Raw genomic sequence first — 15,523 nt, 5'->3', positions numbered from 1 at the left:
GACGGCCTCACCGCGCCACGGTGCGGCCGAACAGGCCGTTCGGGCGCCAGAGCAGGATCACGATCATAACGGTGTAGATCACGAAGGGGCCGACCTTCGGCACGTAGTATTTGCCGGCGACGTCGGCAATCCCGAGCAGCAGTGAGGCCAGGAACGGCCCGGTGATCGAGGACGATCCGCCGACGGTCACCACGATCAGGAAGTAGATCATGAACTTCAGCGGGAAGTACGGATCGAGCCCGAGGATCTCCGCACTCAGCGCGCCGCCGAGACCAGCGAGGCCGCAACCGAACGCAAAGGTGAAGGCGAACACCTGCGGCACGTTGATGCCGAGCCCGATCGCGGCACGCGGATCGTCGACCGCGGCGCGCAGGCGGCTGCCGAATCGGGTTTTCGCCAGGATCAGTTGCAGCGCCAGCGTGAGCAGGCCGCAGATCACGACGATCATCAGCCGGTACCGGCCGATGCCGACGCCGAACAGGTCGATCTGGCCCTCCAGCGCCGCCGGCAGCTTGATGAAGACCCGCGACGATCCCATGATGTAATCGACCGCCGCGACCGACATGAACACCAGACCGATCGAGAACAGCACCTGATCGAGATGGCTGCGGCTATAGAGATGGCGGTAAAGCGTGCGCTCCAGCGCGATGCCGATCACGGCGCTGCCGACAAAGGCGAGCGGCAGCGCGGCGAAGAACGGCCAACCAGAATTGTTGACCAGCACGGCGCAGATATAGCCGCCGGCCATCGCGAAGGCGCCGTGCGCGAGATTGACGAAGTTCATCAGCCCGAGCGTCACCGCAAGCCCGCAGGCCAGCACGAACAGCAGCATGCCGTAAGCGACGCCGTCGAACAAATTGGTGAGGATTGAGGCCATCAAGTCAGCTCAGCCGAGAGGACGCAAAGGACACCACGTCGCGTGGAACGTCATGGCCGGCTTGTCCGGCGATGACGTGGAGGGAGGCGGAGCTTCGCGCGTCACTTCTTGGTCTTGCCGGAATCCTTGACGGCCTCGAAGGTCGCGAACTCGACATTGTAAAGCTCGCCATCGACCTTCTCGACCTTGCGGATGTAGATGTTCTGGACGATGTCGCGGGTTTCCGGGTCGATCGAGATCGGGCCGCGCGGGCTTTCCCACTTCATGCCCTTCATCGCCTCGATCAGCTTGTCGCCGTCGGTCGCGCCACCCGTCTTCTTCAGCGCCTCGTAGATCAAATGGATGCCGTCATAGCCGCTGACCGCCATGAAGCCCGGACGGTTGCCGAACGCCTTCTTGTAGGCGGCGACGAAATCCTTGTTCATTGCGGACGGATGCGCCGCAGAATAAAGATGCGCCGTCACTGCGCCAAGCGCGGCATCGCCCATGTTGTTGAGCAGGTCGTCGTCCATCACGTCGCCGGGGCCGATCACCTTGATGCCGCTCTTGTCGAGCCCGCGCTCGGCATATTGCTTCATGAAGTTGCCGCCCTGCCCCGCCGGCACGAACACGAACATCGCGTCGGGCTTGGCATCCTTCATGCGCTGCAGGAACGGCGCGAAATCGGGATTGGCGAGCGGGACCTTGACCTCTTCCACGATCTCGCCGCCGCCGGCGGTGAAGTGCTGCTTGAAGAAGGTCAGCGCGTCGTTGCCGGGCGCGTAATCGGAGGTCAGCGTCGCGACCTTCTTGATGCCGTTCTTGACCGCCCAGTCGCCGATGATGGTGGAGGACTGCGCCAGCGTGAAGCTGGTGCGCACGATATAGGGCGAGCGCTCGGTGATGATCGAAGTGCCGGCCGCCATCACGACTTCCGGGATCTTGGCCTGCGTCGCCAGCGGCGCCGCGGCAAGCGCCGCGGGCGTCACGCCGAAGCCGGCGATGAAATTGACCTTGTCGTTGACGATCAGTTCCTGTGCGAGCCGCTTGGTGTTGTCGGGCACCGCGGCGTCGTCCTTCAAGATGATCTCGATCTTCTTGCCGGCGACGGTGTCGCCCTTCTGCTGCATATAGAGCTTGATGGCGTTATCGATCTGCTTGCCGGTCGAGGCCTGGCCGCCGGTCATCGGCAGGATCAGGCCAATCTTGACGGCGTCGTCCGCCTGCGCGGGCACGCTGGCGCACACCGGAAGCACCGCCGAGGCGGCGGCCCACAGCAACATTTTGCGACGATTGAACATCGACATCCCTCCCCCTTCCATTCTTCTGTATCGAGCCCTGGTCCCCGGCTCGTGCCTTCCATAACCCAAGCATGTCGCGCGACAAGGCGTCTCCCCGCGCCCTCTGTCAATCGGACGATCGACGTGTGTCGCGCGCGACGAGGTCCGACCAGGTCACGAGCGAAAGTATCATGATACCAAAGCGGTCTCGCAAAACTCAATGTCTCCACGAAACCGGTCACGCGCTCGCAACGCCTCCCGGCTCGATTCATTTGTACGATCGTACAAACAACGTCGCAGTGTCAACAAACAAGCACAATTGCAGCCGAACGGTCGCTGCCGCGATCATCATCCATAAAGACCAGGGCTGTATCCTGCCGCCAATGCCGATCCTCATCCGCCCGATCCCTGTCCTGACTGCCCTCGCGCTCGTGGCCTGCGCGCTCGGAGGATGCAGCACCATGAACCAGAAGCTCTCGGCCGGGATGGCCGACTACATTCCGGCCTGGGCCGGCGGTCTGCCCGCAGACGCGCCGCCGCGGGCGGGCACGCCGGAATACGACAAGTTCATGCAGGAGCGCGAACGCAAGCGCCTGATGCCGGCGGCCGAGCGGGGCGACGACACGTCCAAGCCGGCAGCGCCGGCGCAGGACGCTGCCCACTGAGCGTCGGATCGGGCCGCGAAGTCTACACCGCGTTGTGGCGGCGGCTTGAACCGCGAATCAGTCCACGAATACCACGGTCTTGCGCCCGTTGAGGATGACGCGGTCGGCGAGGTGGTAGCGGATCGCGCGCGCCAGCACGCGGCGCTCGATATCGCGGCCCTTGCGCACGAGATCTTCGGGCGTGTCGCGATGGCTGATGCGCTCGACGTCCTGGTCGATGATCGGCCCCTCGTCGAGATCGCTGGTGACGTAATGCGCGGTGGCGCCGATCAGCTTGACGCCGCGCTCATGGGCCTGGTGGTAGGGCTTGGCGCCCTTGAAGCCCGGCAGGAAGGAATGATGGATGTTGATGCAACGGCCCGACAGCCGCGCCGACATCTCGTCGGACAGGATCTGCATGTAGCGGGCCAGCACCACGAGGTCGGTCTGGGTGTCCTGGGCGAGCTTCCACACCGCGTCTTCCTGCTGGCGCTTGGTCTCTTTGGTCACCGGCAGATGATGGAACGGGATATCGCCGAAATCGAGCGAGCCATAGGTCTCGCGCGGGTGATTGGAAACGATCGCGGTGGGGATCATCTCGAGCTCGCCGGTGCGCCAGCGATAGAGGATGTCGACCAGGCAGTGATCGGACTTCGACACCAGCAGCATCACCCGGCGGCGGCTGGCGCGATCGCGCATCTGCCAGTCCATGCCGAAGCGTTCGGCGATCGCGGCAAAACCGGTTTGCAGCGCCGACAGCCCGACCGCGAGGTCGGCGGCGGTGAACACCACGCGCATGAAGAACTTGCCGGTCTCCATATCGTCGAACTGCTGGGCGTCCAGGATGTTCTGGCCGTTATGCGCGAGGAAGGTCGAGACCGCGGAAACGATCCCGGGCCGGTCGGGACAGGACAGGGTCAGAACAAATTGATGGTCGGGCATGCCAATTGACCAAAGCTTGAGCAGATGAGTGGAACAGTCATTTTCGGCCCTCGTCTATCACCGGGGGCGGCCTTGCGCCAATCCCGCCGCAGGGTTCAAATCGAACAAATGACGGCAATGTTAGTTTAAGGACCATCATGGCTGACCGGCTGAACGGCTACCGCATCCTGATCCTCGAGACGCGCGAGGAAGCGCAGTTTTCCCGCCTGCTCGCCGAGCAGGGCGCCGACGTGCTGCAATGCCCGATGTTCACCATCCACGACGCGCCGGATCCGGCCCCGATCGAGGCCTGGATCCGCCGCGTCGTCGAGCGGCCGTTCGACGACCTCGTGCTGATGACGGGGGAAGGCCTGCGCCGGCTGATGAAGGTTGTGCGCCGGATCGGGGTCGAGGCGGAGTTTGTCGGCAGCCTCGGCAACGCGCGCAAATTCGCCCGCGGCCCCAAGCCTGGCCGGGCGCTGCGCGAGATCGGACTGGAGCCGCAGATGACGACCGAGAAGCCGACCTCGGAAGGCGTCGCCGAGATGCTGTCGAAGCTCGACCTGAGAGGACATCGGCTCGGCTTGCAGCTCTATCCGGACAAGGACCACGCCACCCTGATCGGCGCGATCGAGGCGCAGGGCGCCGAGGTCGATCCGGTGCTGCCCTATGTCTATGACGCGCAAGCCGCCGACGCCAACATCGTCACCGCGATCGGGGAGATGGCGCAGGGCCGCATCGACGCCATCGCGCTGACCAGTTCGGGCCAGGTTCGCCGCCTGATCGAGGTGGCGCAGGCACACAAATGCGAGGCGCAATTGCGCGAGGGGCTGAAGCAGACGCCGATCGCGTCCGTCGGGCCGGTGGTATCGGACGAGTTGAAGGCCTATGGTCTGCCCACCGATATTTATCCGGCGAACGATGCGTTCTTCATGAAGCCGCTGATCTCGGCGATGGCGGTGGCGTTGGCAAAGGCGCCGCCACGCGCTGCCAAGTAGCCGCAACAGGCGTCATTGCGAGGAGCGAAGCAATCCACGTCTACGCGGCGCAATGGATTGCTTCGCTCCGCTCGCAATGACGGCGTGGAGGCAGTCGAAACTACTCAGCCGCCTGCTTGGTTTCGCTCAGATAGGCTTGGTACGCGCGCTTGATACCATCCTCGAGCGAGGTCGAGGCGCGCCAGCCGAGCTTGGTGAGCCGGCCGACGTCAAGCAGCTTGCGCGGCGTGCCGTCCGGGCGCGAGGTGTCGAAGCTGATCTCGCCGCGATAGCCGACCGTGGCGGCAACCACGCGGGCGAATTCGGCAATGGTGATGTCCTCGCCAGTACCGATGTTGACCAGTTCCGGCGAGGAGTAGGTCTTCATCAGATGGATGCAGGCGTCGGCGAGATCGTCGACATAGAGGAATTCGCGGCGAGGCGTGCCGGTGCCCCACACCACGACATTGCCGGCGCCGGAGACCTTGGCCTCATGGAAACGGCGGATCAGCGCCGCGACGACGTGGCTGTATTCAGGATGGTAATTGTCGCCGGGACCGTAGAGATTGGTCGGCATCACGCTGATGAAGTCCGAGCCATACTGGCTGCGATAGGCCTCGGCCATCTTGATGCCGGCGATCTTGGCGATCGCATAGGGCTCGTTGGTCGGCTCCAGCGGGCCGGTCAGCATCGAATCCTCGCGCAGCGGCTGCGCCGCCAGGCGCGGATAGATGCAGGACGAGCCGAAGAACATCAGCTTCTCGCAGCCATTGGCGTGAGCCGCCTGGATCACGTTGGTTGCGATCGCCAGATTGTCGTAGAGGAATTCGGCCCGCAGCGTGTTGTTGGCAACGATGCCGCCGACCTTGGCGGCGGCAAGAAACACCGCCTGCGGCCGCTTGGCGGCAAACCAGCCATGGACCGCAGCCTGGTCGCGCAGATCGACCTCGCTGCGCGATATCGTCAGCAGATCGGTGTCTTCGCGCGACAGCCGACGCATCAGCGCCGAGCCGACCATGCCGCGATGGCCGGCAACGAAAACCGTCTTGCCTTTGAGTTCAAACGCCGTGCTTGGCATTGGCCGCATCCTGCCTGGCCTCGACGAGATCGCCGGCGACCATTTCCTTCACCAGTTGCACGAACGACGTCTTCGGCGCCCAGCCGAGCGTGGCGCGCGCCTTGCTGGCGTCGCCGATCAAGAGATCGACCTCGGTCGGACGGAAGTAGGTCGGATCGATCTGCACCAGCGTGTTGCCGGTGGCCTTGTCGAGACCGACCTCCTCGATGCCCTTGCCGCGCCATTCGATGCTGCGGCCGACCTCCGCAAACGCCAGCTCGACGAATTCGCGGACCGACCGCGTCTCGCCGGTCGCAAGCACGAAATCGCCGGGCTCGTCGACCTGCAGGATCCGGTGCATGCCCTCGACATAGTCGCGGGCGTGGCCCCAGTCGCGCTTGGCATCGAGATTGCCGAGATAGAGCTTGCTGTCCAGTCCGAGCTCGATGCGGGCGACGCCGCGCGTGATCTTCCGCGTCACGAAGGTCTCGCCGCGGATCGGGCTCTCGTGGTTGAACAGGATGCCGTTGCTGGCGAACATGCCATAGGCCTCACGGTAGTTCACCGTGATCCAGTAGCCGTAGAGCTTGGCGACGCCGTAGGGCGAGCGCGGATAGAACGGCGTGGTCTCCTTCTGCGGCACTTCCTGCACGAGGCCGTAAAGCTCCGAGGTCGAGGCCTGGTAGAACCGGGTCTCCTTTTCCATGCCGAGGATGCGGATCGCCTCGAGCAGCCGCAGCACGCCGATCGCGTCCGCGTTGGCAGTGTATTCCGGGCTCTCGAAACTGACCTGGACGTGGCTTTGGGCCGCGAGGTTGTAGATCTCGGTCGGCCGGATCTGCTGCACCAGGCGGATCAGATTGGTCGAATCGGTCATGTCGCCGTAGTGCATCAGGAACGGCACGTTGCCGATATGCGGGTCCTGGTAGAGATGGTCGACGCGCGCGGTGTTGAACGAGGACGAACGACGCTTGATCCCGTGCACGGTGTAGCCGAGCCCGAGCAGATATTCGGCGAGATACGCGCCGTCCTGCCCGGTCACGCCGGTGATCAGCGCAACGCGCCGCCTTGAGTCCTGAGCCGCCGAACCTTGAACCGCCATGTCATCTCCAGAGAGCGCGAAACCCGCGCGGTCCCGACGAGGGCGGTCTGTAGCATCCGGCCCGCTCCAAGTCTAATGGCTTAATCATTTGAAAGATCAGGACTTTAGAGCATCCGAAAACGGCTCGGTCCGGCCCCGGCGCCGGTCACTCCCCATAGTGGCGCAGCCGGTCGAGCTCGATGATCGTCACCCCGCCATATTCGAGCCGCAGCAGCCCCTCGCGCTCGAGCCGCTTCAGGCACTGGTTGGCGTTCTGGCGGGAGATTCCCGACAGCGCCCCGATCTCCTCCTGGGTGATCTCGAGGTGCAGGGTGAGTTCGGGGTAGAGAATCGGATTGAACAGCGAGGCGATCGAGCGCGCCAGACGCGCGGTTGCGTCCAGCGTGCGGCCATATTCGAGCAGCGCGATGAACTGGCCGAGCCGTTCGTTGAGCTGTCCCACCAGGAAGCGGTTGAAGCCGACGCTGTTCTCGAACAGCCAGACGAAGGTCCGACGGTCCATCATCGCCAGCCGCGTGTCGCGCAGCGCGACCACGTCGTAGCGCCGCGTCTCGTTCTTGAGGACGGTGCCCTCGCCGAACCACGCGCCGGCGGTGAGGCCTGCGAAGCTCGCGGCCTTGCCGCCGCGCGAGACGATGCCCATGCGCGCCAGCCCGGTCACGATGCCGGTCCAATACTGGAAGTTGTCGCCCCGCATGAAGATGAATTCGTTGGCGCGGTAGGATTTCTCGGAAATGCCGGCGCGCGCGATTTCGATTTCGTGCTCGCTCAGTTCGCGCGACCAGGCCGCGATGCGCTTCAGGTAATCAGCAGCGATCATTCTAGCGACGGCACCCCACCCCAAAGACCGGACACGATATTGCACCGCAGCAATGCCGTACGCCAAGTCGTGCGCAAAGTCAGGAACCCGCCTCCTGGAATGCCAGCGAAAATTCCTGGCCAATTGTCGGGCACATGACAATTCAACCTATCGCTTTCTCGTATTCAGAGCCACCTCGCGTAACGCCGCGCGCCGCTCCTCGATGGATCGCGGACAGCGGACGACGCGAGAGACGGGCTTGCAGGCAGGCTGCGGCGTTACCGCGCATGATGCAGGCGATCGGGGCAAGCGATGCTCCCGAACGCCGGCATCATTAGTCGGATGGTCTCCCTTCGGCGGCCCGTATAAGATCGAGGCAAGATCGAAGCGAAAGATAAAGAGCGCACCAAAGCGCCCGTATCTGGAGGGAACAGGGTGGCCAACAGTCTCGAGGTGCGCGGAGTCTCATTGCGCTTTGGCGGCGTCCGCGCGTTGACCGAGGTGAGCTTCGGCGTCAACGAGGGCGAGCTGTTCTCCATCATCGGCCCGAACGGCGCCGGCAAGACCTCGATCGTCAACTGCATCTCCGGCCGCTACCGCCCCACCGAAGGCCAGCTGTTCTACCGTGGCCAGGACATCACCGGCCTCACCCCGAACGCACGGCCCCGGCTCGGCATCGGCCGGACCTTTCAGAACCTCGCGTTGTTCCACCACATGAGCGTGCTCGACAACATCATGGTCGGCCGCCATCACCTCCTGAAGAACAATTTCATCACGGGCTCGCTGTACTGGCTGACCGGCGCCCGCCGCGAGGAGCTGGAGCACCGCCGCAAGGTCGAGGAAATCATCGACTTCCTCGACCTGCAGTCGGTCCGCAAGGCGACCGCCGGCACCCTGCCCTACGGCCTGCGCAAGCGCGTCGAGCTCGCCCGCGCGATGGCGCTCGAGCCGCAACTGATCCTGCTCGACGAGCCGATGGCCGGAATGAACTTCGAAGAGAAGGAAGACATGGCGCGCTACATCGTCGATCTCAACGAAGAGTTCGGCATGACGGTGATGATGATCGAGCACGACATGGGCGTCGTGATGGACATTTCCCACCGCGTCATGGTGCTCGATTTCGGCCGCAAGATCGCCGAGGGCGATCCGGCCACCGTGCTCGCCGACCCCCACGTCAAGCGCGCCTATCTCGGCGAAGAGGACGAGGCACTGGTCGATCCGGACGACAAGCCGGCGGTGCGGGAGAGCGCGGCATGATGGACTATGCCGGTCGGGCCGCGCAGGCCGACACCTTCCCCAAGATGCTGCGCCTCAACGCCAGGGAGCACGGCAACGAAATCGCGCTGCGCGAGAAGGATTTCGGGCTGTGGCGTGAATTCACCTGGAACGACCACCAGACGCGCACCCGTGATTTCGCGCTCGGCATGGTCGAACTCGGCCTCGGCCGCGGCGACGTGATCGGCATCATCGGCGACAACCGGCCGGATTGGGTCGCCGCCGAGATCGCTAGCCACGCCATCGGCGCGTTGAGCCTCGGCCTTTACCGCGACGTGCTGGACGAGGAAGCCGCCTACCTCCTGACCTATGGCGAGGCCAAGCTGGTGTTCGCGGAGGACGAGGAGCAGGTCGACAAGCTGCTCGGCCTTGCCGACCGGGTGCCGCATCTCAAGCACATCATCTATTCCGACCCGCGCGGCATGCGCAAATACGACGATCCGCGCCTGATGGAGGCGAACAAGCTCGTCGAACTCGGCCGCGACCGCGCCGCGCGCGAGCCTGGCCTGTACGACCGGCTGGTCGACGCCACTGATGGCGAGGACGTCGCGATCCTCTGCACCACCTCGGGCACGACGGCCAACCCGAAGCTCGCGATGCTTTCGGCCGGACGCGTGCTGCGGCACTGCGCGACCTATCTTGCCTTCGATCCGAAAGGGCCGGACGACGAATATGTCTCGGTGCTGCCGCTGCCCTGGATCATGGAGCAGATCTACGCACTGGGCAAAGCGCTGCTCTCCCGGATGAAGGTCAATTTCGTCGAAGAGCCCGACACCATGATGCACGACTTCCGCGAGATCGCACCGACCTTCGTGCTGTTCGCGCCGCGGGTCTGGGAATCGATCGCGGCCGACGTCCGTGCCGGCGTAATGGATGCCTCGCCGTTCAAGCAGCGCCTCTACGAGCTCGGCATGAAGACCGGGCTTGCGGCGCTCGCCGAGGGCAAGCGCTCTGTTTTCGCCGACCAGCTCCTGTTCCGCGCGCTGCGCGACCGGCTTGGCTTCACCCGGCTGCGCTCGGCGGCGACCGGCGGCGCGGCGCTCGGGCCGGATACCTTCAAGTTCTTCCAGGCGATGGGCGTGCCGCTGCGGACACTGTATGGCCAGACCGAGCTGCTCGGCGCCTACACGCTGCATCCCGCGGGCAAAGTCGACCCCGACACGACAGGCGTGCCGATGGCCGACAACATCGAGATCCGCATCGACAATCCCGACGTCAACGGCGTCGGCGAGATCGTGGTGCGGCACCCCAACATGTTCCACGGCTATTACAAGAACCCGGACGCCTCGGCCGCCGACATCAAGGACGGCTGGATGCATTCGGGCGACGCCGGCTACTACAACGACAACCGGCAGCTCGTGGTGATCGACCGCATCAAGGATCTCGCCGAGACCTCGCGCGGCGAGCGTTTCTCGCCGCAATATATCGAGAACAAGCTGAAGTTCTCGCCCTATGTCGCCGAGGCGGTCGTGCTCGGCGCCGGCCGCGACGCGCTCGCCGCAATGATCTGCATCCGCTACTCGATCATCTCGAAATGGGCCGAGAAGAACCGGATCTCGTTCACGACCTACACCGACCTGTCCTCGCGCCCCGAGGTCTATGCGCTGCTGAAGAAAGAGGTCGAGACGGTCAACGCCACCCTGCCGCCGGCGCAACGCATCTCGCGCTTCCTGCTGCTGTACAAGGAGCTCGATGCCGACGACGGCGAGCTGACGCGCACCCGGAAAGTCCGCCGCGGCGTGATCAACGAGAAATACGCCGACATCATCGAGGCGATCTACCGCGGCAAGGCCAAAATCCCGGTCGACACCGTGATCCGCTTCCAGGACGGCTCCACGCAGCGCGTCCGCACCACGCTCGAGGTCGTCGATCTCGGCCGCGCGGCCATCGCGGAGGCCGCGGAATGAGACAGCCTCAAGCGATGGCAGTTGATGCGCCCTCTCCCCTTGTGGAAGAGGGCTGCACTGCCGGTAGACACGAACTCGCTTCGGTGAGGGGTCCTCTCTCCACAATCCCGATGCGGAGACAACCCCTCACCCGGCTTCGCTTTGCGAAGCCACCCTCTCCCACAAGGGGAGAGGGTGCAGCCGCCGCAGTCCGGAGCTACCACACCCCATGAACACCCAGTTCCTGATCCAGCTGATCGTCAACGGCCTCGTGGTCGGCACGCTTTATGGCGTGGTCGCCATGTCGTTCGTGCTGATCTACAAGGCGACGCAGGTCGTGAATTTCGCGCAAGGAGAGCTGCTGCTGGTCGGCGCCTGGGTGTGCTGGGCATTGCTGACCAAATACCAGCTACCGTTCTGGATCGGCATGCCGATCACGCTGGTGTTCATGTTCATCTTCGGCATCGCGATCCAGGTCGTGATCCTGCGTCCGATGATCGGCGAGCCGATCATCTCGGTCATCATGGTGACGATCGGACTCTCGACGGTGTTCCAGGCCGCGCTGAAGTGGATCTTCGGCGTCAACCCGCAGCCGTTCCCGCATATCTTCCAGAGCCAGTCAGTCAGCCTGTTCGGGCTGCAGATCCAGACCGTCTATGTCATGAGCCTCGTGGTCTCGCTCGCCATGATGGTCGGCATGGCCTGGTTCTTCCGCGCCTCCAAATACGGCCTTGCGATGCGCGCCACCGCCTTCAACCAGCAGGTCGCGCAGTCGCTCGGCATCTCCGTGAAGAGCGTGTTCGCGATGGCCTGGGCGATTTCGGCCACGGTCTCGGCAGTCGCCGGCGTCGTGGTCGCGGTGGTCAACGGCGTATCGTCCGGCCTCTCCGCCTACGGCATCAAGGTGTTTCCGGCCGCCATCCTCGGCGGGCTCGACTCGGTCGGCGGCGCCGTGCTCGGCGGCATCATCATCGGACTGTTGGAAAACGTCGCCCAATATGTCGACAGCCAGTATCTGCACTGGGGCAATCTCTACGAGATTGCGCCGTTCTACGTCCTGATCATCATCCTGATGATCAAGCCGTACGGCCTGTTCGGCACCAAGGACATCGAGCGGGTCTAGGCATGGTCGCCGAAAAGTGGAAACCGGTTTTCGGAAACGACCATGCCCAGACAAAAAGGGGCGTGACGATGACTTCACTCCGGCAGGGAGCACAATAGAGCCCCATGGCAACGAGCACCCTCATTCCGTCAGGCGATTTCCGCACCAGCTATGCGGCCGACACCACCATCTTCCCGACCGCGACCAGCCGCAATTTCGCGATCCTCGGCATCGTGCTCGCCTGCTTCGCGCCGATGCTGCTGTCCAATTACCTGCTCTCGATCGCGATCCAGATCGGCATCTTCGCGATCGCGGCCCTCGGTCTCAACGTCCTGGTCGGCTTCACCGGTCAGATCTCGATCGGCCATGCCGCGTTCTTCCTGTTCGGCGCCTTCACCTCGGCCTACATCTCCAACAACGCGCCGATCCCGGTGTTCTTCGCCATCCCCCTCGCCGGCGTGATCACAGCGCTGGTCGGTCTGATCTTCGGCGTGCCGGCGGCGCGGCTGAAAGGGCTCTACCTCGTCATCGCGACGCTCGCCGCGCAGTACATCCTGCTCGACTTCTTCTCGCGCGCCGAATGGTTCTCGGGCGGCTCCGTGCCGGCCAGCGCCAACCCTTTCTCGATCTTCGGCTACACCCTGCGCGGCGACCGGCAGTATTTCTACGTCGTGCTCGCCTACATGGTGGTCAGCTATCTGCTCGTCACCAACCTGATGCGCACCCGCGACGGCCGCGCGCTGGTCGCGATCCGCGACCACTATCTCTCCGCCGAGATCATGGGCATCAACCTGACCAAGTACCGGACGCTGTCGTTCGGGCTGGCCGCGTTCTTTGCCGGCATCGCGGGCGCGCTCTATGCGCATTATCAGCTCGTCGTGTCCCAGGAAGGCTTTGGTATCGAGCGCTCGGTGCTGTTCCTCGCCATGGTCATCATCGGCGGCACCGGCTCGGTGATGGGCACGCTGATGGGCACGGCCTTCGTGGTGCTGCTGCCGGAATCGATGGAGTGGCTGAGCGCCTGGCTGAAGGGCGGCGCCATCGACAAGGCGCTGCAGCTCAACAACAACATCACCTTCCTGCGCGAGATCGCGATCGGCCTGATCATCATCGGCTTCCTGATGTTCGAGCCTGATGGCCTCGCGCATCGCTGGCGGCAGATCAAGGCCTACTGGAAGCTTTATCCGTTCTCGCACTGACGCATCGAGCAACTCAAATTCGGTTCAACGAATAAGCAGGAGGAAACAACAATGACGATTAGATCCCTTTTGAGCTCGGTCTCCCTCGCGCTGCTGATCAGCAGCGCAGCCGCCACCGCACAGGCGCAGATCGCCATCGGCCATCTGCAGGACCTCTCCGGCGGCACCTCCGACGTCGGCACGCCCTATGGCCAGGGCGTCGCCGATACGTTTGCCTGGGTCAACAAGAACGGCGGCATCGGCGGCAAACAGCTCAATGTCGACAGCAACGACTACGGCTACCAGGTTCCGCGCGCGATCGCGCTGTACAAGAAGTGGTCGGCGCCCGACGGCAAGGTCGCCGCAATCATGGGCTGGGGCACGGCAGACACCGAAGCCCTCACCGGCTTTCTGGCGCAGGACAAGATCCCGGACATCTCCGGCTCCTATGCGGCCGCGCTGACCGATCCGGAAGGCACCAGCGGCAAGGCCAAGCCCGCACCGTATAATTTCTTCTATGGTCCGAGCTATTCGGACTCGATGCGCGCAATGCTGACCTGGGCCGCCGAGGACTGGAAGTCAAAGGGCAAGCCGGGCAAGCCGAAATTCGTTCATATGGGCGCCAACCATCCCTATCCGAACGCCCCCAAGGCGGCCGGCGAAGCGCTTGCGACCGAGCTCGGCTTCGAAGTGCTGCCGCCGCTGGTGTTCGCGCTCTCGCCCGGCGACTACTCGGCACAATGCCTCAGCCTGAAGAGCTCCGGCGCGAACTATGCCTATCTCGGCAACACGGCGGCCTCGAACATCTCGGTGCTGAAGGCCTGCAAGACCGCCGGCGTCGACGTTCAGTTCCTCGGCAATGTCTGGGGCATGGATGAGAATGCGGCGAAGACCGCCGGCGATGCAGCCGACGGCGTCATCTTCCCGTTGCGCACGGCGGTGAGCTGGGGCGGCAACGCGCCCGGCATGAAGACGGTGATGGAGATCTCCAAGATGTCCGACCCGTCGGGCAAGGTCTATCGGCCCGTGCACTACATCGCCGCGGTCTGCAGCGCGCTCTATCTGAAGGAAGCGCTCGACTGGGCCGTCAAGAATGGCGGCGCTACCGGCGAGAACGTCGCCAAGGGCTTTTACCAGAAGAAGGACTGGGTGCCGGCAGGCATGGACGGCGTCTGCAATCCCTCGACCTGGACGGAGAAAGATCACCGCCCGACCACGAAGGTCGATCTCTATCGCTCGAAGGTCTCGGGCGCGACCGATGGCGACATCAACGACCTGATGGCCAAGGGCACGATCAAGCTCGAGAAGGTGAAGACCGTCGAACTGCCGCGCAAGCCGGAATGGTTTGGCTGGTGAGGTCGTGAGGCCGGCACCAGCGCAGCCTCGACAACAATCGTCATCCCCCCGAAAGCGGGGGATCCAGTACGCCGCGGCCTCTCGTTTGGTCTCTGGCGCCTCTGGAATACTGGGTCACCCGCTCTACTGCGCTGTTGCGCACGAGGCGCGGGTGACGACAGCGGAGAATAATCGAGATGAACGAAACCCTCGAAGCCACCCGCCCGGTGCCGACGGCCGTCCCGCCGCCGCCGCTGCTCAGCGTCAACAACATCGAGGTCGTCTATGACGACGTCATCCTGGTGCTGCGCGGCCTCAGCCTCGGGGTGCCGAAGGGCGCGATCGTGGCGCTGCTCGGCGCCAACGGCGCCGGCAAGTCGACCACGCTGAAGGCGATCTCCGGCCTGCTCAAGACCGAGGATGGCGAGGTCACCCGCGGCGAGATCCTGTTTGAGGGCCAGCGCATCAACGGCATCGATCCGGACAAGATCGTCCGCCGCGGCATCTTCCAGGTGATGGAGGGCCGCCGCATCGTCGCCGACATGACGTCGCTGGAGAATCTGCGGCTCGGCGCCTTCACCCGGCGCGACGGCGAGGTCTCTGATGATATCGACATGGTGTTCAAATATTTCCCGCGCCTGAAGGAGCGCACCGGGCTCGCCGGCTATCTCTCCGGCGGCGAGCAGCAGATGCTTGCGATCGGTCGTGCGCTGATGGCACGCCCGAAGATGATCCTGATGGACGAGCCGTCGATGGGGCTGTCGCCGCTGCTGGTCAAGGAAGTATTCGCGATCATCAAGGAGATCAACCGCGATCTCGGCGTCACGATCCTCTTGGTCGAGCAGAACGCGCGCGCCGCGCTGTCGGTCGCGAGCCACGGCTACATCATGGAACAGGGCAAGGTGGTGCTCGACGGCTCCGCCGACGAGCTGCGCGACAATGAGGACGTCAAGGAGTTCTACCTCGGCGGCGCCGGCGACCAGCGCAAGAGCTTCAAGAATTTGAAGAGCTTCAAGCGGCGCAAGCGCTGGCTGTGAGGCCATGGCGCGCTTTTCGCGCGGAGTTGAGGACCAGTTCGCGTGCAGAAAGCGCTTGCAGCCATCAAGACGGT

Annotated in this window: 14 protein-coding genes; 8 read left to right on the top strand and 6 right to left on the bottom strand. The window is 64.1% G+C overall.

All coding sequences use genetic code 11. The annotated features are described in order from the left end of the window. Positions 1-7: 7 nt before the first annotated feature. Together ACVINW_RS24780 and ACVINW_RS24775 are read right to left on the bottom strand one after the other, a co-directional pair. The gene (locus ACVINW_RS24780) at positions 8-877 is read right to left on the bottom strand and encodes a branched-chain amino acid ABC transporter permease (protein WP_456753724.1); all 870 of its coding nucleotides are present in this window, start codon (positions 875-877) and stop codon (positions 8-10) included. A 101-nt stretch (positions 878-978) separates the two neighbouring features. After that, on the bottom strand, positions 979-2,157 hold the full coding sequence (locus ACVINW_RS24775; protein ID WP_456753723.1) for an ABC transporter substrate-binding protein: 1,179 nt from the start codon (positions 2,155-2,157) through the stop codon (positions 979-981). Positions 2,158-2,519: 362 nt separating this feature from the next. Here ACVINW_RS24775 and ACVINW_RS24770 point away from each other — a divergent pair, with 362 nt between their 5' ends. Further along, the gene (locus ACVINW_RS24770; RefSeq protein ID WP_456753722.1) at positions 2,520-2,801 is read left to right on the top strand and encodes a hypothetical protein; all 282 of its coding nucleotides are present in this window, start codon (positions 2,520-2,522) and stop codon (positions 2,799-2,801) included. 57 nt (positions 2,802-2,858) lie between these two features. On the opposite strand, the gene purU is transcribed toward ACVINW_RS24770, so the two are convergent. Next, complete coding sequence (gene purU / locus ACVINW_RS24765; RefSeq protein WP_456753721.1) at positions 2,859-3,722, bottom strand: formyltetrahydrofolate deformylase; 864 nt, start codon at positions 3,720-3,722, stop codon at positions 2,859-2,861. A 137-nt stretch (positions 3,723-3,859) separates the two neighbouring features. Between purU and ACVINW_RS24760 the strand changes: the two genes are divergently transcribed. Beyond that, positions 3,860-4,699, top strand: a complete 840-nt coding sequence (locus tag ACVINW_RS24760; protein WP_456753720.1) for a uroporphyrinogen-III synthase — start codon at positions 3,860-3,862, stop codon at positions 4,697-4,699. Between the two features lie 100 nt (positions 4,700-4,799). Here the strand turns inward: ACVINW_RS24760 and fcl are convergent, their stop codons facing one another. From fcl to ACVINW_RS24745, 3 genes are all read right to left on the bottom strand, one after another. Continuing rightward, positions 4,800-5,756 carry a GDP-L-fucose synthase gene (gene fcl / locus ACVINW_RS24755; protein ID WP_456753719.1) on the bottom strand — a complete coding sequence of 319 codons (957 nt, stop codon included), beginning with the start codon at positions 5,754-5,756 and terminating at the stop codon, positions 4,800-4,802. Beyond that, complete coding sequence (gene gmd, locus ACVINW_RS24750; RefSeq protein WP_456753718.1) at positions 5,737-6,837, bottom strand: GDP-mannose 4,6-dehydratase; 1,101 nt, start codon at positions 6,835-6,837, stop codon at positions 5,737-5,739. Before gmd ends, fcl begins: the two co-directional genes overlap by 20 nt. A gap of 145 nt (positions 6,838-6,982) precedes the next feature. Continuing rightward, on the bottom strand, positions 6,983-7,657 hold the full coding sequence (locus ACVINW_RS24745; protein ID WP_456753717.1) for a Crp/Fnr family transcriptional regulator: 675 nt from the start codon (positions 7,655-7,657) through the stop codon (positions 6,983-6,985). Positions 7,658-8,071: 414 nt separating this feature from the next. Here ACVINW_RS24745 and ACVINW_RS24740 point away from each other — a divergent pair, with 414 nt between their 5' ends. The 6 genes from ACVINW_RS24740 (at position 8,072) to ACVINW_RS24715 (ending at position 15,449) form a co-directional block, all read left to right on the top strand. Beyond that, complete coding sequence (locus ACVINW_RS24740) at positions 8,072-8,893, top strand: ABC transporter ATP-binding protein (protein WP_076858884.1); 822 nt, start codon at positions 8,072-8,074, stop codon at positions 8,891-8,893. Next, positions 8,890-10,818 (top strand): AMP-binding protein, encoded by a 1,929-nt coding sequence (locus tag ACVINW_RS24735; protein ID WP_456753716.1) that lies wholly within the window; start codon positions 8,890-8,892, stop codon positions 10,816-10,818. Before ACVINW_RS24740 ends, ACVINW_RS24735 begins: the two co-directional genes overlap by 4 nt. 208 nt (positions 10,819-11,026) lie before the next feature. Beyond that, on the top strand, positions 11,027-11,920 hold the full coding sequence (locus ACVINW_RS24730) for a branched-chain amino acid ABC transporter permease (RefSeq protein ID WP_456753715.1): 894 nt from the start codon (positions 11,027-11,029) through the stop codon (positions 11,918-11,920). Between the two features lie 104 nt (positions 11,921-12,024). Then, positions 12,025-13,098 (top strand): branched-chain amino acid ABC transporter permease, encoded by a 1,074-nt coding sequence (locus tag ACVINW_RS24725; RefSeq protein WP_456753714.1) that lies wholly within the window; start codon positions 12,025-12,027, stop codon positions 13,096-13,098. 51 nt (positions 13,099-13,149) lie between these two features. Beyond that, entirely contained in the window at positions 13,150-14,433 is a 1,284-nt protein-coding gene (locus ACVINW_RS24720; RefSeq protein ID WP_456753713.1) for an ABC transporter substrate-binding protein, read from the top strand. 176 nt (positions 14,434-14,609) lie between these two features. After that, positions 14,610-15,449 carry an ABC transporter ATP-binding protein gene (locus ACVINW_RS24715; protein WP_456753712.1) on the top strand — a complete coding sequence of 280 codons (840 nt, stop codon included), beginning with the start codon at positions 14,610-14,612 and terminating at the stop codon, positions 15,447-15,449. The last annotated feature ends 74 nt before the right edge of the window (positions 15,450-15,523 follow it).

It is taken from the genome of Bradyrhizobium sp. USDA 4461, assembly GCF_054055655.1.
This window is presented reverse-complemented; position numbering and strand designations above follow the sequence as displayed.

Coding starts and splice junctions, on each gene's coding strand:
- ACVINW_RS24760 (WP_456753720.1), top strand. CDS start 3,860: ATGGCTGACCGGCTGAACGGCTACCGCATCCTGATCCTCGAGACGCGC.
- ACVINW_RS24720 (WP_456753713.1), top strand. CDS start 13,150: ATGACGATTAGATCCCTTTTGAGCTCGGTCTCCCTCGCGCTGCTGATC.
- fcl (WP_456753719.1), bottom strand. CDS start 5,756: ATGCCAAGCACGGCGTTTGAACTCAAAGGCAAGACGGTTTTCGTTGCC.
- ACVINW_RS24725 (WP_456753714.1), top strand. CDS start 12,025: ATGGCAACGAGCACCCTCATTCCGTCAGGCGATTTCCGCACCAGCTAT.
- gmd (WP_456753718.1), bottom strand. CDS start 6,837: ATGGCGGTTCAAGGTTCGGCGGCTCAGGACTCAAGGCGGCGCGTTGCG.
- ACVINW_RS24770 (WP_456753722.1), top strand. CDS start 2,520: ATGCCGATCCTCATCCGCCCGATCCCTGTCCTGACTGCCCTCGCGCTC.
- ACVINW_RS24775 (WP_456753723.1), bottom strand. CDS start 2,157: ATGTTCAATCGTCGCAAAATGTTGCTGTGGGCCGCCGCCTCGGCGGTG.
- ACVINW_RS24745 (WP_456753717.1), bottom strand. CDS start 7,657: ATGATCGCTGCTGATTACCTGAAGCGCATCGCGGCCTGGTCGCGCGAA.
- purU (WP_456753721.1), bottom strand. CDS start 3,722: ATGCCCGACCATCAATTTGTTCTGACCCTGTCCTGTCCCGACCGGCCC.
- ACVINW_RS24730 (WP_456753715.1), top strand. CDS start 11,027: ATGAACACCCAGTTCCTGATCCAGCTGATCGTCAACGGCCTCGTGGTC.
- ACVINW_RS24780 (WP_456753724.1), bottom strand. CDS start 877: ATGGCCTCAATCCTCACCAATTTGTTCGACGGCGTCGCTTACGGCATG.
- ACVINW_RS24715 (WP_456753712.1), top strand. CDS start 14,610: ATGAACGAAACCCTCGAAGCCACCCGCCCGGTGCCGACGGCCGTCCCG.
- ACVINW_RS24735 (WP_456753716.1), top strand. CDS start 8,890: ATGATGGACTATGCCGGTCGGGCCGCGCAGGCCGACACCTTCCCCAAG.